The following is an 18,112-nucleotide window of genomic DNA, read 5'->3' on the forward strand; positions in this document are numbered from 1 at the left end:
CATCAAGAATTTTATTGTGAGCACTAGTATTATCATGGGTTTTGCCTCAAGTTAGGGTTAGCATTGATTTGTTGCAATGGAATGGGAATAAAACTCTGAAAGGTCACAAACCTACTTTTTCTCCACCATGCTGATCCATTTTCTAATACAGATCTAGCCAGTTCTTCTTGAAACTTCAGCATCCATTTTACGAAATGTTTTCTTCTAAAATCGATTGACTTAAATTTCTATCAGATTCTTTAGATATGTATCATCATCTCACTTGATAAACTTCCAGTTCACCATCATTTTTTAGAAACAGAACCCATTTTTGATTGTCAACTTCCATTATTTGGATGTGGCGAATATTTCCCTTGATAGCTAGTCCAGAGTCGGCCATGGGAAGGAAATTTCCGGATCCATCTCCCTTTAAAACCAATCCCTGACTTCCCAGAAAAGCACCTAAATAGGGAGAAACCTCTGTTTTATTTCCCCCGAGGATGAGATCGAAATTTCCATCCCCATCCAAGTCATCTATGGCAATGGCTTCCACTGAGGAAAAATCAGCCTGTATAGGAAGAGGTTTCTTCAAAAAACCATTCCCCTTTTGATTGATCAAGACTAGGGACTGTAATCGATGTACTTCATAAAGTACAGCCTCTTCCTGCTTTAAATTCTGAAATAACTCATCAATAGTTTTCCCTGCAAAATCTCTGTGGGTTAGTAGGTTCTTTTTCATCATTGGAATCTGCTTGACCAGTTCATCTCGAGTAGCCACCGGGTAATAGTAGCCCTGTCGGGAATAGGCTAAAATCTGCTCCAGGCTTCCATTTCCATCAAAATCCTTAACATACATTTTTAGCGGAAATTCTTCTGAGGCTTTTAACCTGCTGTTCAATCCCAGATTTCCCGCCACCAGATCCGGGAAGCCATCTCCATTTAGATCCTCCACGGCTAGGGAATTCCACCAACCAGATGTTTTTGCAAGACCCATTTTTTCTGTTTCGTTGACCAGACGCCCTTCTCTATTCATAAAAACCGTGATAGGCATCCAATCCCCTACGATGACCAGGTCCAGTTTACCGTTTTGATCCAAATCCACCCAGGCGGCATCAGTGGCCATACCGATGTATTCCAGCTCCGGAGCAATCAGAGCTGTTATATCTTCAAACTCATTTCCCCCGTTATTTCTTAGAATATAACTCCGCGGGACCTGCCCGTATTTTCCTGCGACGTTCCTACCTAGGATGATTAAATCGTCCATGCCGTCTTCGTCAATATCGGCGGGCAGTACCACAGAGACCTGGATGCCTGCGTCAATGGATAGCTGTCGGTTTTTTGAAAAACCAGCACTCCCTTCATTTGTGAAAAGTGTATTGTTTCCTTCTGTTGAGGCGTCTGACACTACTCCATCTTTGAACACCAAAAGGTCTGATTTTCCATTTTGTTCATTGTCCAAAAAAAGGGAAAAAACCTCATCCTGATCTAACTCTTCTTCTTTTATCAATTGGGAAGAGTTCTTGAACTTTCCTTCTTTGGTTTGGATAAAAAGAGCTCCCTTTTGACCCTTTGCTCCCCCAAGATAAATATCCATGTACCCATCTGCATTCGCATCGCCTACAGCAATGGCAGGTCCGTTATGGGAAAGCTTGAAAGGAATTAGGGGTTGATGGTTAAAATCATTGTACTCATCTTCCAAATGGAAAAATTCCAGCCCTATGATTTCGGAAGAAAGTTTCTGCAAAAGTGGGTCTCTCTTACTCTCGATTGGGAGGGTTGGGGTTTGTGCGTCGATTTCCTTGAAAACCAAACTTTTGTTCACCTCCACCTTCTTCAAGGTCTGGCTTCCACCGCCGGGCCAGATAACTTTCAGAGAATCCAGAAATTGGGTATCACCCAGTCCCAAATGGATCTCGGGAGCTACCGATGACTGAAATCCCCGGCTTGTAAAATTTTCCTGGACGAGAGTTTGGTCCATACTAAAAGCTTCCACTCGGGCACCAATACCAAATTTATTATTTCCATTACCTTCAAACCGAATTTTTAAAAATGAGCTTTTATCTGAGTATAACTTTTGAATGAGTTGATTTTCAAATATTCCAGCTTGTTCATTCAGGTTATTGACCACCAGATCGAGGTCTCCGTCATTATCCAGATCGGCATACACCGCTCCATTGGAAACAGTAGCCTTTGAAAAACCCCATGCTGCACTTTTGTCTTGAAAAGAAAGATCCCCAGAGTTTTTGTAAATGTAATTTGAGACTTTTCCTGACGGCATTTTTTTGGCTAAATCCAAATTACTGATTTCCGGCTTTTTCACCATTCCATCCTCCAGTTCCGGGTTGGTTATGAAGTTGATGTAATCCATATCATTGGGGCGCCGCATAATACCGTTGGAGACAAAGAGGTCCTTCCATCCGTCGTTGTCAAAATCGGCAAATAAGGGCGTCCAACTCCAATCAGTAGCAGAAATTCCAGCCAATTGTGCGATTTCTGAGAAAGTCCCATTTCCGTTATTCAGTTGCAATGTATTTCTGCTCACTTGTCGCCCATATCCAAAATTCAGTTTCAACCGGTAGATTTCATAGCTATCCTCTCCTGCAGAGCGTTTTTGTGTGATCTCATCCTCCGGAAGCATATCTAGACTTAAGATATCTATCAAACCGTCGTTGTTGATGTCCGCCAGATCATTGCCCATGGAAAACCGGCTACTCTGTGTGACAGTCTCTGATACGGCTTCCTTAAAAGTCCCATTTGTAAGGTTCAGGTAGAGGTAATCATTTTCATTAAAATCGTTGGAAACATAGATGTCCGGCCATCCATCATTGTTGACATCTGAAATTCCCACGCCCAAGCCATAGCCGATTTGGGAGGAAAAAATTCCGGCTTCATTGGTGACGGGCGTAAATTTTTCCTCATTCTTGTTTGCATTGTTGCGGTACAACCGGTCTCCCGAGGGACCACTGTCTCTATATCTTAAAGAGGCACGTCCATAACTGTTGGCAGTATGCACTGCATGATTAAGGAGATACATGTCCAGATCTCCGTCCCGATCGTAGTCAAAGAATGCAGCCTGTGTACTAAATCCCTGAAAGTCAAGACCAAACTCCGCAGCGTTTTCGGTAAAGGTCAGATCTCCCTGATTGAGATAAAGTTCATTTTTGCCTTTTATTCCCTTCCAGTCTCCTAGTCTGCAAACATAGATATCCAGCAGTCCGTCTCCATTGATATCTACCATACTTACTCCAGTTTTCCAGGCTCCAGGAGAAGCCAGCCCGCTTTGAGCAGTGATATCTTCAAAAACCAGATTTCCTTTATTCAAAAAAAGCTTATTGGGCAGCTGGTTGGCAGAAAAGTATAAATCCAGAAGCCCGTCATTATTAATATCACCCACGGCTACTCCTCCGCCATTGTAGAAATATAAGTATTCAATGATATTGAATTCCTCTGTCTCTGTCAGTTGGTTGATGAAATTAATGCCTGTTATATTGGAATTCAACTCCACAAATAAACTTTCTGACCCTGACTTAACCTCCTTATTACAAGAGGAAAAAATCAAAAGGGAAAGGATAGGAGCCAACAGACAAGGATTCTTCATCAGACAGTTAATGTTTAGAATTTAACCAGTCAATTCGAAGGTTCATAGTTGGATGGTTTGGTTTTCTCGAATTCCTCTCTCAGCCTTTTTTCTACCTTCAGATCTGTAAACACAGCCTGTACAAACTGTTCATCCCGAATAAATAAATTGATTCTTCTTTTCCCATCAATTTTGTAGTAGACTTTGCCTTGGTCAGGATGGTTGATTAATTTGAAATCATCCCCGTACCAAATTTTATATTTGTCCAGAACTTTTTCCAGCAGGCTGTCTGCCCAGTATTGCTTATTCCAGGGTGCCCATGCGATGTAGGAATAGGTCACAGGCATTTCAAACACTTTGTTTTCAATAAATGTGGGAAAAAAACGCATGCTCACTTCACTGTCAAATTCATCAGTCATTCTATGTTCCACGTTGGTATTTCCCCCAGGTCCCTGAGTAATAAGCTCCTTCTGATTCAACTCTGTACAGAGGTTAAAAAAATCCTGCTGCCCCATTCCTAGATACATCCCTAGAAACAGGCTATCAGATTGATTATATTCTTCATCTACCCCAAAACCTGGAGAACTACAGCCTTGTCCTATGACTAAAACAATAAAGAAAGGTAAAATCAGATTTTTAAAATACATACGGTTGTCGATATAGGAATAGAAATAAAGGGAAAGTTCAATGACAATCCCGAGGGAGTAGGAGTACAACTCCATAGCTGATTGCTAAGGTTGAAGCTAATAAAAAGCAAGAAGACAAAAAAAAGCAAGCTGAGTAAACTCTCAGCCTGCTTTTTTCTTTAAATCTATCCTCTGTTAATTATAACCTGGATTTTGTTGCAGCTTAGGGTTTGCCAAAAGCTGAGGCTGTGGGATTGGGAACAGCTCCAGAGTACTTCCTGCGCTGTGAACCTTCTTAGGGCGATTCATTCCCTCATATGGCCACCAGGCATCTCCGTATTTCTTAAATCGGATCAAATCTTGTCTTCTCGTCATTTCTACAAACATCTCTCTACCTCGCTCTGCAAGTAGATTTTCATTAGTGAGAGTAGTGAATGGATCGAGGTTTCCGGCTCTACTCCTGATCTGGTTCACCAAAGCCAATGCCGGGCCAGTTTCTCCTAATCTGAATTTAGCTTCTGCCAAACTTAGAATGGCATCAGAAAGACGGAATACTACAAAGTCATTGCTCATGTTATTGGTTCCGCCAACTTCAAATTCATACTTACCAATCCTTGCACCTGCCTGACGCAATCCCTGTGGCCATATTTCATTCAAAAATGGCATGAAAGTGATTGGCTCTCCGTTAGGGTCTCCATTTTGGCCGGTTGGATCCGTAGGTTCTACTCCCGGGTCTTCCAGAGGAGCCCCATTTGATCTTTGCTGAGGACCCACCAAGAAATTACCTAACCTGCCGTCAATGGTTCCTGTGGAAGGCTGTAAAGCTAGACCTTTCCATACAGGACCCTGAACACCAGGGTTCTTTGTAGGATCTACATAAGAATTATAAAATTCTTCTACGGTTTGGTATCCGTTCCAAGGCTGCTGGGTAAGATTGAAGGTGGACTGGCTGGCAATGTGAAGAGTCATCATCACCCAGTTAAATCCCCCTGCAAACACTTTGTCATAAGGATAGACGAAAATATTTTCGCTTGACCCACTATTGTTAATAGCAAAATTGTCACTGTAAGTAGGCATTAAACTATAAGGACCAGTGTTGATGATTTCTTCTGCATCCTTGGCCGCAAGACTCCATTGGGGTGTTCCTGAGTAGACTTCAGCATTTAGATATAACTTCATTCTAATCATCAGAGCACTCCATTTCGTCATTCTGCCATAGGTTGTGCCGTCTTTGGCTTCAGGAAGCAAAGGAATGATTTCATTGAGCTCGCTAAGGATAAAATCGTAAGCCTCCTTCCGTGTTTTGGTTTCTGGAGCCTCAGTGATTGTGAAATCGGTTACAATTGGGATATTCCCGAAAGCATCCATAGCCCAGTAATAATACAAAGCTCTTAGCGCCCGTAATTCAGCGATAAAGGCTTCCGAATTTGGATTATCCAGATTTTCAAAGGAAAATATCAACCGGTTACAGGTATTTATACCCCCATAAAGGAAGTTCCATGAGTTCTGAAAAAAGGGATTGTCAGGAAGAAATTCATGCTGATGTAGTTGCAATAATACTCCTCCGTCAAACCAGTCACCCCCTTTGGTGGAAATTACTATTTCGTCTGAAGCCAATTCGTTGATTGACCAGAGGCCTGAGTGATTACCTAAGCCTCCGAGAGAACTGTATGCTTGTCCTAATGCTGAGATAAATTCTTCGTCGGTTTTGAAAAAGTTATCTGCAGTCACCGCACTGTACACTTCTTCTTCCAAATCAACGCAGGAAGAAATGACGAAACACATTCCCAAGCCAATCAAGAAGGATTTTATATATATTAATTTTTTCATGATATCTTATTTTTAGCTTAGAAAGTTAAATTTAGACCGAATGTAGTGATCATAGTAGTGAAATACGTTGCTCTACGCTCTATGCCTGGAGCAAGCGGATCATTTCCCGCCTCAGAATCTCCATACCTTACTTCAGGATCAACTCCTGTATAACCAGTTATCATGAACGGATTTTGGACAGAGATGAAAGTCCTAATTCTTCCAATTGCCTTTCCAGGACTCACGTTAAAGTTGTATCCTAAGGTGGCATTGTCAAGAACTACGAAATCAGCTTTTTCAACGTGGCTACTATTATATTCAGCCTTGGTGATACTTGGGTCATAGTACTTTGTATTTACTATGTTATAGTTCTGCACAGTGGTACCTTCTGTGTTTTCATAGAAACCTCTATAACTGTTGATCAGATAGTGACCAATTGCTCCTCTGAAAAAGAAATTCAAGTCCCAATTTTTGTAATTGAAGTTATTATTGAATCCGAAATTTAAAGTAGGGTAGGCGGTGCCCAATTGGGTACGGTCATCATTACAGTTACAATAAATAGGATTGTCGTTTTCATCTAATGCTGTTCCATTGATGACTTTCATCCTTGGGCTTCCGTCATCATTGATTCCATCAAATACCGGCCCCCAGATTTGTCCCAAAGGACCATTTTCTTGGATTCGGATCAATTGAGTTAGGTTTTGACCAGGTGAACCAAAGTTGGAACGGTAATTAACCTCTCCAAAACTCAGGTCTCCTGAAGAAAGACTTCTCAAGTTGGTCTTCAAAGTAGAGAAATTGACACCGGTATTCCATGTGAAATCAGAATTTTGAATGGCTTTAAAATTCAACATGACCTCCAGACCCGAGTTGGCCATTTCACCTATGTTCAATTGGGTAGTAGGGAAAAGGTTTGGTGGAACAGGGACATTAATCGGTAAGATCATACCTGTCGTGACCCTGGTGTAGTAATCGATCGCACCATCCAGTCTGTTGTTGAGGATGACAAAATCCAAACCAACATTATATTCGTCCTTTGTTTCCCAAGCCAAGTCTGGGTTAGCATTGGATACTGGGCCGTAGGAAGGCACGAACTGTCCATTGTAAAAGAAGTTACCCTGACGTCCAAACCTTAGCAGTGACAAATAAGATTGTCCTGGCTGAGTACCTGTTCTACCATAACTTGCTCTGAATTTCATAGCACTCACACCTGGCATATCGACCAAATTGGCAATATTGACACCTGCACTAACTGCAGGAAACAAACCCCATTTGTTATTGGCTCCAAATCTACTTGATCCTTCATATCTAGCACTAAGAGATAAAAGGTAAGTATCATCTAAATTGAAGTTTGCACGTCCAAAGAATGCTACCAACTTGTTTGAGTTAGCATAACTTGAAACATTTGCTAAACCATTGGCCAAATCAAGTGCTGCCCCTATATTATTATATGTGAAAGCATCAGTTAGGAAATTACCTGCCTGAGTGAAATCACCTTGATTGAAAAACTCCTGATAGGAATAACCTGCCAAGAAAGCCATGCCGACTTTGCCCACATTTTCATCATAATTTAAAGTGGTCTCAAACAGCTCATTTAGTCGCTCATTATTTGAAACAGTAGCAAGGCCATTTCTACCAAACCCTCCTCCAAATTTTGCTGTTTTTGGTGAGTATGCTCCTCTCCAATCTGTTTCTCTTTGGCTTGCATAGAATACAGCACCTCTGAATTTATTTGTGAAATTGTATTCGCCTCGAATACTAGCTAACAACTTGCTGTCACGACCATTAGAAATATTTTGCTCAGCAATGGAAACGGGATTGAACCAGTCGAAAATATCTCGCTCGGTGTATCCTCCGAATTGGACATCCTGTGGTAATGAACTTCTTACAGGGATAGTAGGATTACTTACAATCGCATATCTGAAAGAGTTGTCATTTCCAAATTCTCTGTCAATCGAGGTAGTTGAAAGGTTTACTGTGAAGATGGCTTTATCTTTTAGTGCCTTTTGGGTTAGGTTTAACCTTGCGTTCAATTGGTCAAAACCGGAATTGATACCTACACCATCCACATTTCGTGAGTTGATAGAAACCCTATAGCTTGTTGAGGCAGTGCCTCCTCCCAACGATAGGTTGTTTACAAAACTTAAGCCTGTGTTAGTAACCTCATCTAACCAGTTGGTGTTGCCACCAAGATCAATAGAATTCGGAACCTGTCTATATTCATCAGCATCCATTACACTGATGGTTCTCGCCACATTTTCAACTGCCATGGTGGTGTTGAATTCGACTACAGTTCTCCCTACTTTTCCAGATTTAGTGGTTACCAAGATTACCCCTGCAGAACCCCTAGTTCCATATATTGCGGCAGCTGATCCATCTTTAAGTACGTCCATAGACTCGATGTCATTAGGATCGACTGTACTTAAAGAACCTCCGATCACACCATCTATTACTACAAGAGGTTCAGCATTTTCTCCAATTGAAGAAATTCCTCGTAGACGCATATTAAAGCCGCCGTTGGGGTTACCTCCAGGTCTGGCAATATTCAAACCCGCCACTTTACCTTGAAGCAATTGACGCGGGTCATTTACAGTACCTTGGTTGAAATCCTCTGCCTTGACACTGGTCACAGCACTTGTGATTTCCTTCCTTTCCTGGGTACCATAGCCTACGACCACTACCTCGTTAAGGGCCTGAATATTTGGCGATAAACTAATATTGATGACTGAACGGTTGGCTACTGGTTGCTCTACGGGATCATAGCCTAAAAATGAAAATACGAGGACTTCTTCCGGTCCTGCTGTAATCGAAAAGCTCCCATCTAAATCGGTAATTGCCCCTTTGGTGGTCCCCTTTACAAGGATAGTCACTCCAGGAATACCCTCGCCGGATTCAATGTCCGTAACTGTGCCAGTTATTTCCTCCTGTTGGGCAAATGACAGGCTAGTCAGGCTCAGGCATAGCAGGAAAACCAACAGGAAAGATAACTTCCTCTGCTTTTTCATAGTAATTTGGTTAATGGGTTAGATTAATAATTGAACTCATTGAAATGTCACGGATCTCACAAGATATTCAGAAGCGGTATTCTAAATTGAGATTCAAGTCCTTCGTTTACGAATCTCAAGAATTAATATTTGAAATGCAATTCATTTCCCTGATTAATTTTCAAAATATCAGTATAAAAGTATTGCCTCTCCTTTAATTGCCTAATAATGTTTTTTTATTTCTGTGCAAACTGATTGGATATACTGAAACTGTCAATTGCAATTTATGTATTCTGATTTGGTCTATTTAGAAAATGGGAAATTGATAGTTATTTACAGCTAAATCAATGGAGAATCCAATGTAGCTATCTATCAGGATGGTGAGGTTAAACTGTCAGGATTTCCCTTTGATCCGGTGTTATATGACAGCCCTTTGGATAAAAGAAACATCTTATCAAAGATTGATGAACACAATTATTTACTAGCGTTGGGATTGAGGGATACCCTATATGCGGTTAATGTAGATGAGTATCTTATTGAACTCAAGTACATTCTAGGGTTTGGGAAAGAGTTGCCTTTTGAAGATTTGAATACTCTATCTGACCCCATTTAATATTTTATGGATAATGCTATGTATGTAGGAGTGATGGATTTTTTCTAAATCTTTTGTTTCTTTTTTCACCATGTATTTTACGGTATTTCATGGAAGAATTTGTTATATAAATAATGGAAATATCTATTCAACGCAAGAACTTATTGAAAAGCAAGTGAGGCAAGTCGGGTTCGAAGGAGTATTGAGTATCACTCCAACAAATGAGTTTGTTCTTTCAGGATGAGGATAATTTTTTAATGATTTATTGAAATACTAGAAGTGGCTATCTAAACTAAACAGCTCTGAAAAAAGCACTGGAACAGGGAAGTCTTTTCAATGACGGTGAGTATTGATCCCAATCTGGTGCGGTTTGATTATTAACATTCTTTCAAAATTTCTTTAGTGGACAGGATTTTTGCATTCTGTCCCCTTTTTTACTTTCTTGCTTCAGACCCAAAAGCCCGTACTTTTCCCATTTCAAACCTGACCTTAATGAAAAAACATACCTATGGAAGTGGGGTGATCGGCAACTGTGCCTATATCGCCCATGTAGAACTGGACACCAATATCAGCTGGATGTGTCTGCCAAGATTTGATTCTGATTTTATTTTTGGGGGAATGCTGGATCGGGAGAAAGGCGGGGAATTCACCATACACCCTGAATCTGGAGAATTTAAGTCGTCTCAAGTTTACCTCGAAAACACAAATATCTTAAAGACTACCATGACCTCTGGCGAGGATAGCTATTCGGTAACTGATTTTGCTCCCAGGTTTAAGAATTTTGATCGCTACTATAAACCCCTGATGCTGATCAGAAAGATCGAAGTGGTTTCTGGTTCGCCATCAATACTCATCAAGTGCCAGCCATCAGCAGAGCATGGAGCTAGATTGCTAAAATCCAGTATGGGGAGTAATCATATCCGATTTATGAATACTGATCAGGAGCTCAGACTGTCCACTAATGCGCCATTGAGCTACATTATGGATGGAAAAGCCTTTTCGCTGAATAAACCTATATACCTGGTGCTTACATACGGGAGGCCGTTGGAAGCAGCCATTGAGACCACTTCTGAGCGTTTTCTGCATGCAACCACTGCTTATTGGCAAGAATGGGTGAAGTCCACGAGTATATCCAACTTTCATCAGAAGTTGGTTTTGAGATCTGCTCTGATTCTGAAGATTCACCAATACGAGGATACCGGTGCAATCATCGCCGCTTCTACTACAAGCCTACCAGAGTCGCCTGGTTCTACCCGTAACTGGGATTACCGCTACTGCTGGATACGTGATAGCTATTATACCCTGACCTGTTTTAACAGTTTGGGGCACTTTGAGGAATTGGAAAAGTACTTCGAATTTATTCATAACCTCAAGCCTGGGCCGGATGGGAGGTATCAACCACTTTATTCCATCACAGGCGATTCACTTTTGACGGAAGAGATTTCAGATTTGGCGGGTTATATGGGGGAGAAGCCTGTTCGATTTGGTAATCAGGCTTATACGCATATCCAGAATGATCTCTATGGCCAGGTGTTGGTGTCCTTATTACCGCTTTATTCCGATCAGCGTTTTACCGAAGAGGAGAGAAGTAGCTCCAAGCCGATGATCATGAATCTGCTGAACAAGATCGAAGCAACAATGAATGAAAAGGATGCAGGACTCTGGGAATTTAGAAATCTAGCTCAGGAGCATTGCTATACTTTCTTGTTTCACTGGGCTGGGGCCTGCGCTGCTGCCAAAATCGGTACTCGTCTGAAAGATGACAACATGTATCAAAAAGCAATTCAGCTGAGAGATGTAGCAGTTCAAAAAATTGAATCCTGCTATCTTCCTGACCGAAAGGCTTATGCACAGGCATTGGGTTCCACGTACATGGATGCCTCTACACTTCAATTAATTACTATGGGGTATTTTGGGGAGGATTTGGAGCGTGCAAATGATCACCTTAAAGCCTTGGAAGAAGAGCTATTGGCAAAGGATTTCCTCTTCTATCGGTATAAGCATATGGATGATTTTGGTGTGCCTGAGACCACTTTCTTGATCTGTGCATTCTGGTATATTGAAGCGCTCGCTTGTGTGGGAAGATTGGCTGAGGCTGTAGAAGGATTCGAGACTCTGGTGAAATATTGCAATCACCTCAAGTTATTCTCTGAAGATGTGGATCATAAAACAGGAAGCCAGTGGGGAAATTTCCCGCAGGCATATTCCCATGTCGGATTGATGAATGCAGCTTTCCGTATCGGGAGGAAGTTGGATAGACCGAATTTCTTGTAATGTATTTTCCGCAGATTGACACTGATAAATTCCGCTGGTCTTCACAAGTTTAGTGAGTATTTTATTTGCGGAATTCTGCATTTGCGCCGATCTGCGGGAAATTTCACACTATTTAATTTTAGCAAATAGTGCGTTACTAGTAGCTTCAAAATTTGATTAACTACTTAGTGATACTTGAATACCTACTTGGTGAACTCTATCACACTGGCAGAAGTAGTCACCTGTTTTTTCCAGAATAAAATGAAAAAGGAAGACTTGGTATCGAAGGTCTCATTCACTAAAGCTTTTGAGCCTCCTACTAAGTTGGCTTTGGAGTACATGTCTTGTCTTGCAGCTTCCACAAGAGACTTTTTACTCAAGCCTCCAATACCTAACACATAAGTGGCTTTAGCACTTCCTGTTACCTGGTCTGTTACCTTGTAATTGTTTTCAGAAAGGACAACGTTGGTCTGATGCGTGTTTACAGTGCCAGTATAAGCACTATGAGTTGCACAGCCCGAAAATAGTAAAGCAGCTACGCCAAAGGAAAGTAATATTCTTTTCATGAATTAAAATGTTATTTACAAAGATATAAACATAGTTTTAATCAACTATCTATTTACTGTAATTTTAATATCACTACATCTTAAATCCTTCAGAGTCATTGAATTTAGTTTTCATGTCTGAGGTTTGGGTTAATTTTGCTGGATATTTGATAGTTCTATACTCATCTTGGTGTTTAACTGCATGATCCTTGCTTCAATTGTTTTTTACTTATCCATTTCCCAATGAGTTCCCGTAGAATCACCTCTTCCGTTTTATTGATTATAGCCTCGTTAGCTTTTGCTTCCTGCTCAAGAGACATCTACCGAAAGAATAATAATGCACATAGAAAGGCAGTGAATGAAGCCACTGCTTCTATCCGAGAAATCCCTAAAACCAAGGCTGAACTTAAGAATGATACACTGAGCATCACTGATGAATGGGTGGGGACTACGAATTTCAGTATCCGAAAGCCTAACTATGTGATCATCCATCACACTGCTCAGGACTCACTGGCCCAGACCATCACCACCTTTACCCTCAGTCGCACTCAGGTAAGCTCGCATTATGTAGTAGGCAGAGATGGTGAAATCGTGCAGATGCTGAATGATTACCTGCGTTCCTGGCATGCCGGAAGAGGACGTTGGGGAAATGATACCGATCTAAATTCAGCATCTATCGGCATAGAACTGGATAATAATGGGAGTGAGCCATTTACAACAGCACAAATAGAAAGTCTGGTGGTACTACTGAAGCGGTTGAAGTGGAAATATGGAATTCCTACCGGCAATTTTATCGGGCATTCTGATATAGCTCCATCACGAAAAGTTGATCCGAGTACTTATTTTCCATGGAAAAAACTGGCGGATGAAGGCTTTGGTCTTTGGTATGATGAAGATGTAGTTTTTCCGATCCTTACTTTTCAGGATAATTCATCAATAGCTATTGAAAACACTGACTCTATTGCCGAAAATAGGCTAGATCCAGTTCTTGCACTTAGGATAATCGGGTATGATGTGAGCGATCCAAAAGCTGCGATGCGCTCATTCAAGCTTCATTTTATTCAGCGCGATATAGAATCTGATTTGACAGAAACAGACAAGCGAATTCTCGATAACCTCTATAAAAAATATCTGTAGTGTTCTAGAAGCAGACTTTACCAAGAATGACGCGGAGGGCGCAAATGAGCAAAGGCGAAAAATCTTTCGCCCTTGCTTTATATTCTTAATCCAATTATCAAATCAATCAAGTAGTTAACTTCTGAAGCAACTGGCGTACTTGTCTGAATGATTTGATATTGTAATTGGCTTGCGTATAGGCATAGCCCACACGAATCGAATATGCGTTTTTAGGCATCGCTTTGAACGTGTCTTCATCCGTCCAGTCATCACCTATGGCCAAAACAAAGTCATATTCTGTCCCTTTCATCATCGCTGTGGCAGCACGCCCTTTATTGATGTCAGGTCGCTTGATTTCTAAGACCATATTTCCTTCCAGCACCTGCAAGTTGTGGCCACTTGCCATATATTTCAAATGGCTGAAGAGTTCGCGCATTCTTAGATCTCCTAATCCACTTTCTACTTTTCTATAATGCCATACGAGAGAATGATGCTTCTCTTCTATGAAAGCACCTGGGGTTCTGAGTACATAATACTCCATTATTTTATGAATATCCTCTTTCCAGCCGTCTTCTACTTCGGCATATAGCTCCCAATCACCTTGATTCTCTTTTCTTTTTACCCACACACCATGCTCGGCAATCATGTCTATAGTTTGCCCTTCAAACCATCTTCCCAGTGTGTCCTTATCTCTTCCTGAGATAATCACTACTTGGGCAAGTGCGCTTAAGTCTTTTACAATCCCTTTCAATTCTTCATCAGGCGAAGCTTTCTGTGGGTCTGAATGAAAACCGGTTAATGTGCCATCATAGTCAAGGAACAAAACAGCATTTTTAGCTTTTTTGAAACTTGCCTGGATCTCATTCATCACCTTAGCATCCACGTCCTTGGAAGTCAATTCTTCTTGCTTTTTCTTCACATGATCCAGACGATCCATAAATACTTTCACCCATTGGAAAACATCATACTTTTTCAGGCTTGCCTGCATGCTTTTCATTCGGGCGATCTGCTCAGCCAGCGGCATAGATAAGGCATTGTAAATCGCATCCACCACGCCTTGCCTGTCATTTGGATTGACTAGGATTGCATCTTGAAGCTCTTTGGAGGCTCCTGCCATTTCTGAGAGAATCAATACACCAGTCTGATCAGTTTGGCTTGCCACAAATTCCTTACAAACCAAGTTCATCCCGTCGCGAAGCGGCGTTACTAGTGCGATGTCAGACATGTTATAAAATGCACTGAGTTCTTCGAATGGGAAACTTCTGTAGAAATAATGCACCGGTACCCAATTCAGCGTAGAGTGCTCACTATTTATACGACCTACCAATAGGTCAATCTCTTCTTTAAGTTCTTTGTAGGATTGGACTTTGTCTCGGCTTGGCACCACGATCATGATCATGGACACTTTTCCATGAAGCTCCTTATGTTGCTCCAGCAATTGATTGAAAGCCTGGATACGCTGTGGAATTCCTTTGGAATAATCTAAGCGATCAATGGTAAGAAGCAGTTTTTGATCTTCCACTTGCTTACCAAATTCCTTCACAAAGCGTAGCGTCCGTTTGCTTTTTGCCTGCTTTGCAAATTTGTCGTAATCAATTCCCATAGGAAATGAATCCACATTGATGATTCTATTCTCAGCTTGGATATAGCCGCTTTCGCTCGATAAGCCAGTAATTCTACCTACTGCACTTAGAAAATGGCGCATGTCATCATAGGTATGGAAACCTATCAAATCTGCTCCACAAACTCCCTCAAGTAATTCCTTCCGCCATGGAATCATGCGGATGATCTCATAGGAAGGGAATGGAATATGCTGGAAAAATGCGATGGTAGCATTTGGCAATACATCTCGTAGCATTTGGGGTAATAAAAGCAGCTGGTAATCATGGACCCATATCGTATCATCGGGCCCTGCTTTTTTCAATATAGCATCACAAAACTTTTGATTCACGCGAACATAAGCTTCCCAATGCTCAGGATTATAGACCATGTATTGGGTAAAGTAGTGGAATGCTGGCCAAAGCGTTTCGTTACTAAACCCTTCATAAAATTCTTCCACATCTTCTTTGGAAAGGAAGACAGGAGCCATTTTTAGCTCATGAAGTTCGAGGATGATTTCTGCTCTCTGCTCGGGATCGTCCACCGTGTTTCCAGGCCATCCGATCCAAATATTTTCTCCTTCTTTATAAATAGATCCAAGCCCTGTGGCTAATCCTCCAGCACTTGGTTTGAATTCAAATCGGCCATTCCGGTGTCTTAAACTGATTGGTAGGCGATTGGAAACTATAATGGTTTTTGACATAAAGGGTAGGTTTAAAAACAAGAAAAGGAAAAGTCCAATTCAAAAAGGTGACCAGAGAAGGTACAGAATATCTCTTTGAAAAAAAACAAAATAAGGCAACTTGAGTTCAATCTTGATCTAGGTTTCACAATTTGGAAACAAAAAAGCATCCAGGGTGGTGGATGCTTTAGCGTTAATTGCTTGCTATACTTTTGGACTTAGTTTCTACTCTTGTCCAGATGAATTTGGCTAAGTCTCGCCCTTCAGTAATGCCGTACTCAATGGCAGGACGGTAGTGGATTCCTCCATAAAACCTGCTTAGCGCAGCTTCTTCTGCGGCTTGAGAGAAGGAGTCATATTCCCGTATAGGAAGCCCATAGGCAACTTCCGAGCTGTCAACGATATGGAATTCATCTCCAAAAAGTTGAGCTAAGGTATAAGCAGAAGCAGCAGAGGCTACGCTGTGTCCGCTGGTATGCTCAGGAAAAGGAGGTGTTTGCAATAAGGGTACCCATTGCTCATCAATGTGCTGATTGATGTAGGTTTCTGGTCTGACAAGGTTACTCCGGTATTTTTCATCCCAGCAGGAAATGAAGGCTTCATTAAGTGAAATTCCCGTCATGGCAAAAGCCTCTGCGGTACCTTTCCAATCTCTTCCGGCTCCTTTGGATGCAATCGCTGCTATACTCATCCAATGTCCGCCAGGAGTAATCTTCTTCTCTGCAAACATCACATGGCCTTTCACATTCATCTTGTAAGGATTGCAATCCCAGAATAGTGCGATGTCTTTTTGTTCCTGAGAAGCTCGCTTGTCCATGTCATAGACTTCTTTAGCCACTTTGAAGAATTCACTTTCAGGCTCAGTAGAGAATGGAAGAGGAGGAAGTGGTCTGAACTGTGATGCTGAGTCCAGCACGAACGGTCTGATTTTATTCCAGTGTGGTTCTATAGCTTCCATGTATGCAGGCGGAGTTGGCTGCCAGGTTCCTTCTTCGCCAGTGACGGTAAATTTTGGGAAAGAGCGACTCTGGTGATAATTGTCTTTGGAGGAATATGCTTTGATCACGTCACCCACTTCTTTACCAAAGGCAATAGAAGCTTCAAATACATCCTCTGGAATGCCTTTATCCATCAATTCGGCGTAGGTAGCATCTCTATGCTTATTCATCATTTCTTCTGAAAAGATTAATCCAGTACCTACATAATAATAAGCCACAAGTGAAGCTAAGGGTGGATATACTTTTTCCGAAGGGGAGAAGGATACTTTCTCTGATCCATTTAGTTGCCCCAAAAGAGACATATAATTGGGATCGACAGAGGCAGCCACTTCATAAGCAGCAAGTGAGGCATACGTGTAGATTCTCGCCGCTACGGGAGGAGAGAAAATATCGTGAATGATCACTTCTGTGATTCTATCCTGAGCTTCATTTATATAGTGACCATCTGTAATGGTTTGGGAATAATCGGTCTGTTTTGCGCAAGAGACAGCAATCAGGAGAATCCCTGAAAAGAGCATGAATTTAACGGTACGCATATTTTGGGATTTGTTTTTGGGATTTTTTATATCTGAAATCGTGGTTCAGCTTTATTGAAACGGATTTCAATTTGTTGAGTTTGAGCCTCAAAGCTATTGGAAATTAGGACACTTTGCAATGATTTTTAGGAAGTTTAGGATTAGGGTGACGCAAATAATGTGCTCCGAGAAGAGCATTCGAAATGCTTTGGATGTTAAGCTTTAAAGTATGTTGCTTTGTGAAAAAAGAGCTGTTACTCATAGGCTAGTGCTTCCATATTTCTGAAGATGCATTGTTTTTAACTACCAAAAGCTTTCTGTTTTCCAGCTTTGCAAAAACTCTGACATCACCTGCCAGCTGAAATCCATGCTGAAAATTCGGCCAAAAACCGAAGCTGCCATCACCGGAATTGCATACTTAAATATCCAATAAGCCATCATTATTGATGTAGCCCAACGCCACTCCTCTTCCGTTGTAATAATTGCGGTGGGTGAAAATATTGAATGACTCATCATAAGCGAGGTCATTGCTGGAGGCCTCTCCAGATTCTTCTGGAGAGATAAATTCAAATAAAGTGGGCTCAACCTCCTTTTTTTTTCTGACAGGAGATAACCAGGAAATAGAGTATGATGAGTAGGATTCTTTAAGTCACGTTAGGTGACCGTCAAGCTAGTTTTTTTGGATTTAAGCCTTCGGATCAAGCACTAATATATATATATTCAATCTTGATTTTTGGGGAATCATATTTTTTGACTAGAAATCCTAAGCAGTCAGCGGGATTAGCACTTGAGAATGGTCAAGGAGTTTGCCTCATTCCTAAATCATCTTAAAACATC

Annotated in this window: 11 protein-coding genes; 2 read left to right on the forward strand and 9 right to left on the reverse strand. The window is 41.3% G+C overall.

Going from position 1 to position 18,112, the window contains the following annotated elements; genetic code table 11:
* Positions 1–32 precede the first annotated feature (32 nt).
* The 5 genes from U3A58_RS13990 to U3A58_RS14010 all read right to left on the reverse strand — a co-directional run bounded on the left by U3A58_RS13990 (position 33) and on the right by U3A58_RS14010 (position 8,996).
* Complete coding sequence (locus tag U3A58_RS13990) at positions 33–182, reverse strand: hypothetical protein (RefSeq protein ID WP_323824306.1); 150 nt, start codon at positions 180–182, stop codon at positions 33–35.
* Positions 183–253: 71 nt separating this feature from the next.
* Entirely contained in the window at positions 254–3,577 is a 3,324-nt protein-coding gene (locus U3A58_RS13995; RefSeq protein WP_323824308.1) for a VCBS repeat-containing protein, read from the reverse strand.
* A 29-nt stretch (positions 3,578–3,606) separates the two neighbouring features.
* Positions 3,607–4,278 carry a hypothetical protein gene (locus U3A58_RS14000; protein WP_323824310.1) on the reverse strand — a complete coding sequence of 224 codons (672 nt, stop codon included), beginning with the start codon at positions 4,276–4,278 and terminating at the stop codon, positions 3,607–3,609.
* A 99-nt stretch (positions 4,279–4,377) separates the two neighbouring features.
* The gene (locus U3A58_RS14005; protein ID WP_323824312.1) at positions 4,378–6,012 is read right to left on the reverse strand and encodes a RagB/SusD family nutrient uptake outer membrane protein; all 1,635 of its coding nucleotides are present in this window, start codon (positions 6,010–6,012) and stop codon (positions 4,378–4,380) included.
* A 17-nt stretch (positions 6,013–6,029) separates the two neighbouring features.
* Positions 6,030–8,996 carry a SusC/RagA family TonB-linked outer membrane protein gene (locus tag U3A58_RS14010; RefSeq protein ID WP_323824315.1) on the reverse strand — a complete coding sequence of 989 codons (2,967 nt, stop codon included), beginning with the start codon at positions 8,994–8,996 and terminating at the stop codon, positions 6,030–6,032.
* 1,063 nt (positions 8,997–10,059) lie between these two features.
* Between U3A58_RS14010 and U3A58_RS14015 the strand changes: the two genes are divergently transcribed.
* Positions 10,060–11,841, forward strand: a complete 1,782-nt coding sequence (locus U3A58_RS14015) for a glycoside hydrolase family 15 protein (RefSeq protein WP_323824317.1) — start codon at positions 10,060–10,062, stop codon at positions 11,839–11,841.
* Between the two features lie 182 nt (positions 11,842–12,023).
* On the opposite strand, the gene U3A58_RS14020 is transcribed toward U3A58_RS14015, so the two are convergent.
* Positions 12,024–12,386: a DUF6567 family protein gene (locus tag U3A58_RS14020; RefSeq protein ID WP_323824319.1), complete on the reverse strand. Its 363-nt coding sequence runs from the start codon at positions 12,384–12,386 to the stop codon at positions 12,024–12,026.
* A 222-nt stretch (positions 12,387–12,608) separates the two neighbouring features.
* Here U3A58_RS14020 and U3A58_RS14025 point away from each other — a divergent pair, with 222 nt between their 5' ends.
* Positions 12,609–13,502 carry an N-acetylmuramoyl-L-alanine amidase gene (locus tag U3A58_RS14025; RefSeq protein ID WP_323824321.1) on the forward strand — a complete coding sequence of 298 codons (894 nt, stop codon included), beginning with the start codon at positions 12,609–12,611 and terminating at the stop codon, positions 13,500–13,502.
* 106 nt (positions 13,503–13,608) lie between these two features.
* On the opposite strand, the gene U3A58_RS14030 is transcribed toward U3A58_RS14025, so the two are convergent.
* The 3 genes from U3A58_RS14030 to U3A58_RS14040 all read right to left on the reverse strand — a co-directional run bounded on the left by U3A58_RS14030 (position 13,609) and on the right by U3A58_RS14040 (position 17,803).
* Positions 13,609–15,783, reverse strand: a complete 2,175-nt coding sequence (locus tag U3A58_RS14030; RefSeq protein WP_323824323.1) for a bifunctional alpha,alpha-trehalose-phosphate synthase (UDP-forming)/trehalose-phosphatase — start codon at positions 15,781–15,783, stop codon at positions 13,609–13,611.
* A gap of 172 nt (positions 15,784–15,955) precedes the next feature.
* A complete protein-coding gene (locus U3A58_RS14035) occupies positions 15,956–17,296 on the reverse strand; it encodes a vanadium-dependent haloperoxidase (RefSeq protein ID WP_323824325.1) in 1,341 nt (446 codons plus the stop codon).
* Positions 17,297–17,578: 282 nt separating this feature from the next.
* Entirely contained in the window at positions 17,579–17,803 is a 225-nt protein-coding gene (locus U3A58_RS14040) for a hypothetical protein (RefSeq protein WP_323824327.1), read from the reverse strand.
* Between the last annotated feature and the right edge of the window lie 309 nt (positions 17,804–18,112).

The organism is Algoriphagus persicinus (assembly GCF_035156415.1).
Lineage (GTDB): Bacteria > Bacteroidota > Bacteroidia > Cytophagales > Cyclobacteriaceae > Algoriphagus > Algoriphagus persicinus.

Excerpts from the sequence above, each read along its gene's own strand:
- U3A58_RS14030 (WP_323824323.1), bottom strand. The coding sequence starts at position 15,783 with ATGTCAAAAACCATTATAGTTTCCAATCGCCTACCAATCAGTTTAAGA.
- U3A58_RS14000 (WP_323824310.1), bottom strand. The coding sequence starts at position 4,278 with ATGGAGTTGTACTCCTACTCCCTCGGGATTGTCATTGAACTTTCCCTT.
- U3A58_RS14010 (WP_323824315.1), bottom strand. The coding sequence starts at position 8,996 with ATGAAAAAGCAGAGGAAGTTATCTTTCCTGTTGGTTTTCCTGCTATGC.
- U3A58_RS14020 (WP_323824319.1), bottom strand. The coding sequence starts at position 12,386 with ATGAAAAGAATATTACTTTCCTTTGGCGTAGCTGCTTTACTATTTTCG.
- U3A58_RS14040 (WP_323824327.1), bottom strand. The coding sequence starts at position 17,803 with ATGACCTCGCTTATGATGAGTCATTCAATATTTTCACCCACCGCAATT.
- U3A58_RS13995 (WP_323824308.1), bottom strand. The coding sequence starts at position 3,577 with ATGAAGAATCCTTGTCTGTTGGCTCCTATCCTTTCCCTTTTGATTTTT.
- U3A58_RS14035 (WP_323824325.1), bottom strand. The coding sequence starts at position 17,296 with ATGCGTACCGTTAAATTCATGCTCTTTTCAGGGATTCTCCTGATTGCT.
- U3A58_RS14025 (WP_323824321.1), top strand. The coding sequence starts at position 12,609 with ATGAGTTCCCGTAGAATCACCTCTTCCGTTTTATTGATTATAGCCTCG.
- U3A58_RS14005 (WP_323824312.1), bottom strand. The coding sequence starts at position 6,012 with ATGAAAAAATTAATATATATAAAATCCTTCTTGATTGGCTTGGGAATG.
- U3A58_RS13990 (WP_323824306.1), bottom strand. The coding sequence starts at position 182 with ATGCTGAAGTTTCAAGAAGAACTGGCTAGATCTGTATTAGAAAATGGA.
- U3A58_RS14015 (WP_323824317.1), top strand. The coding sequence starts at position 10,060 with ATGAAAAAACATACCTATGGAAGTGGGGTGATCGGCAACTGTGCCTAT.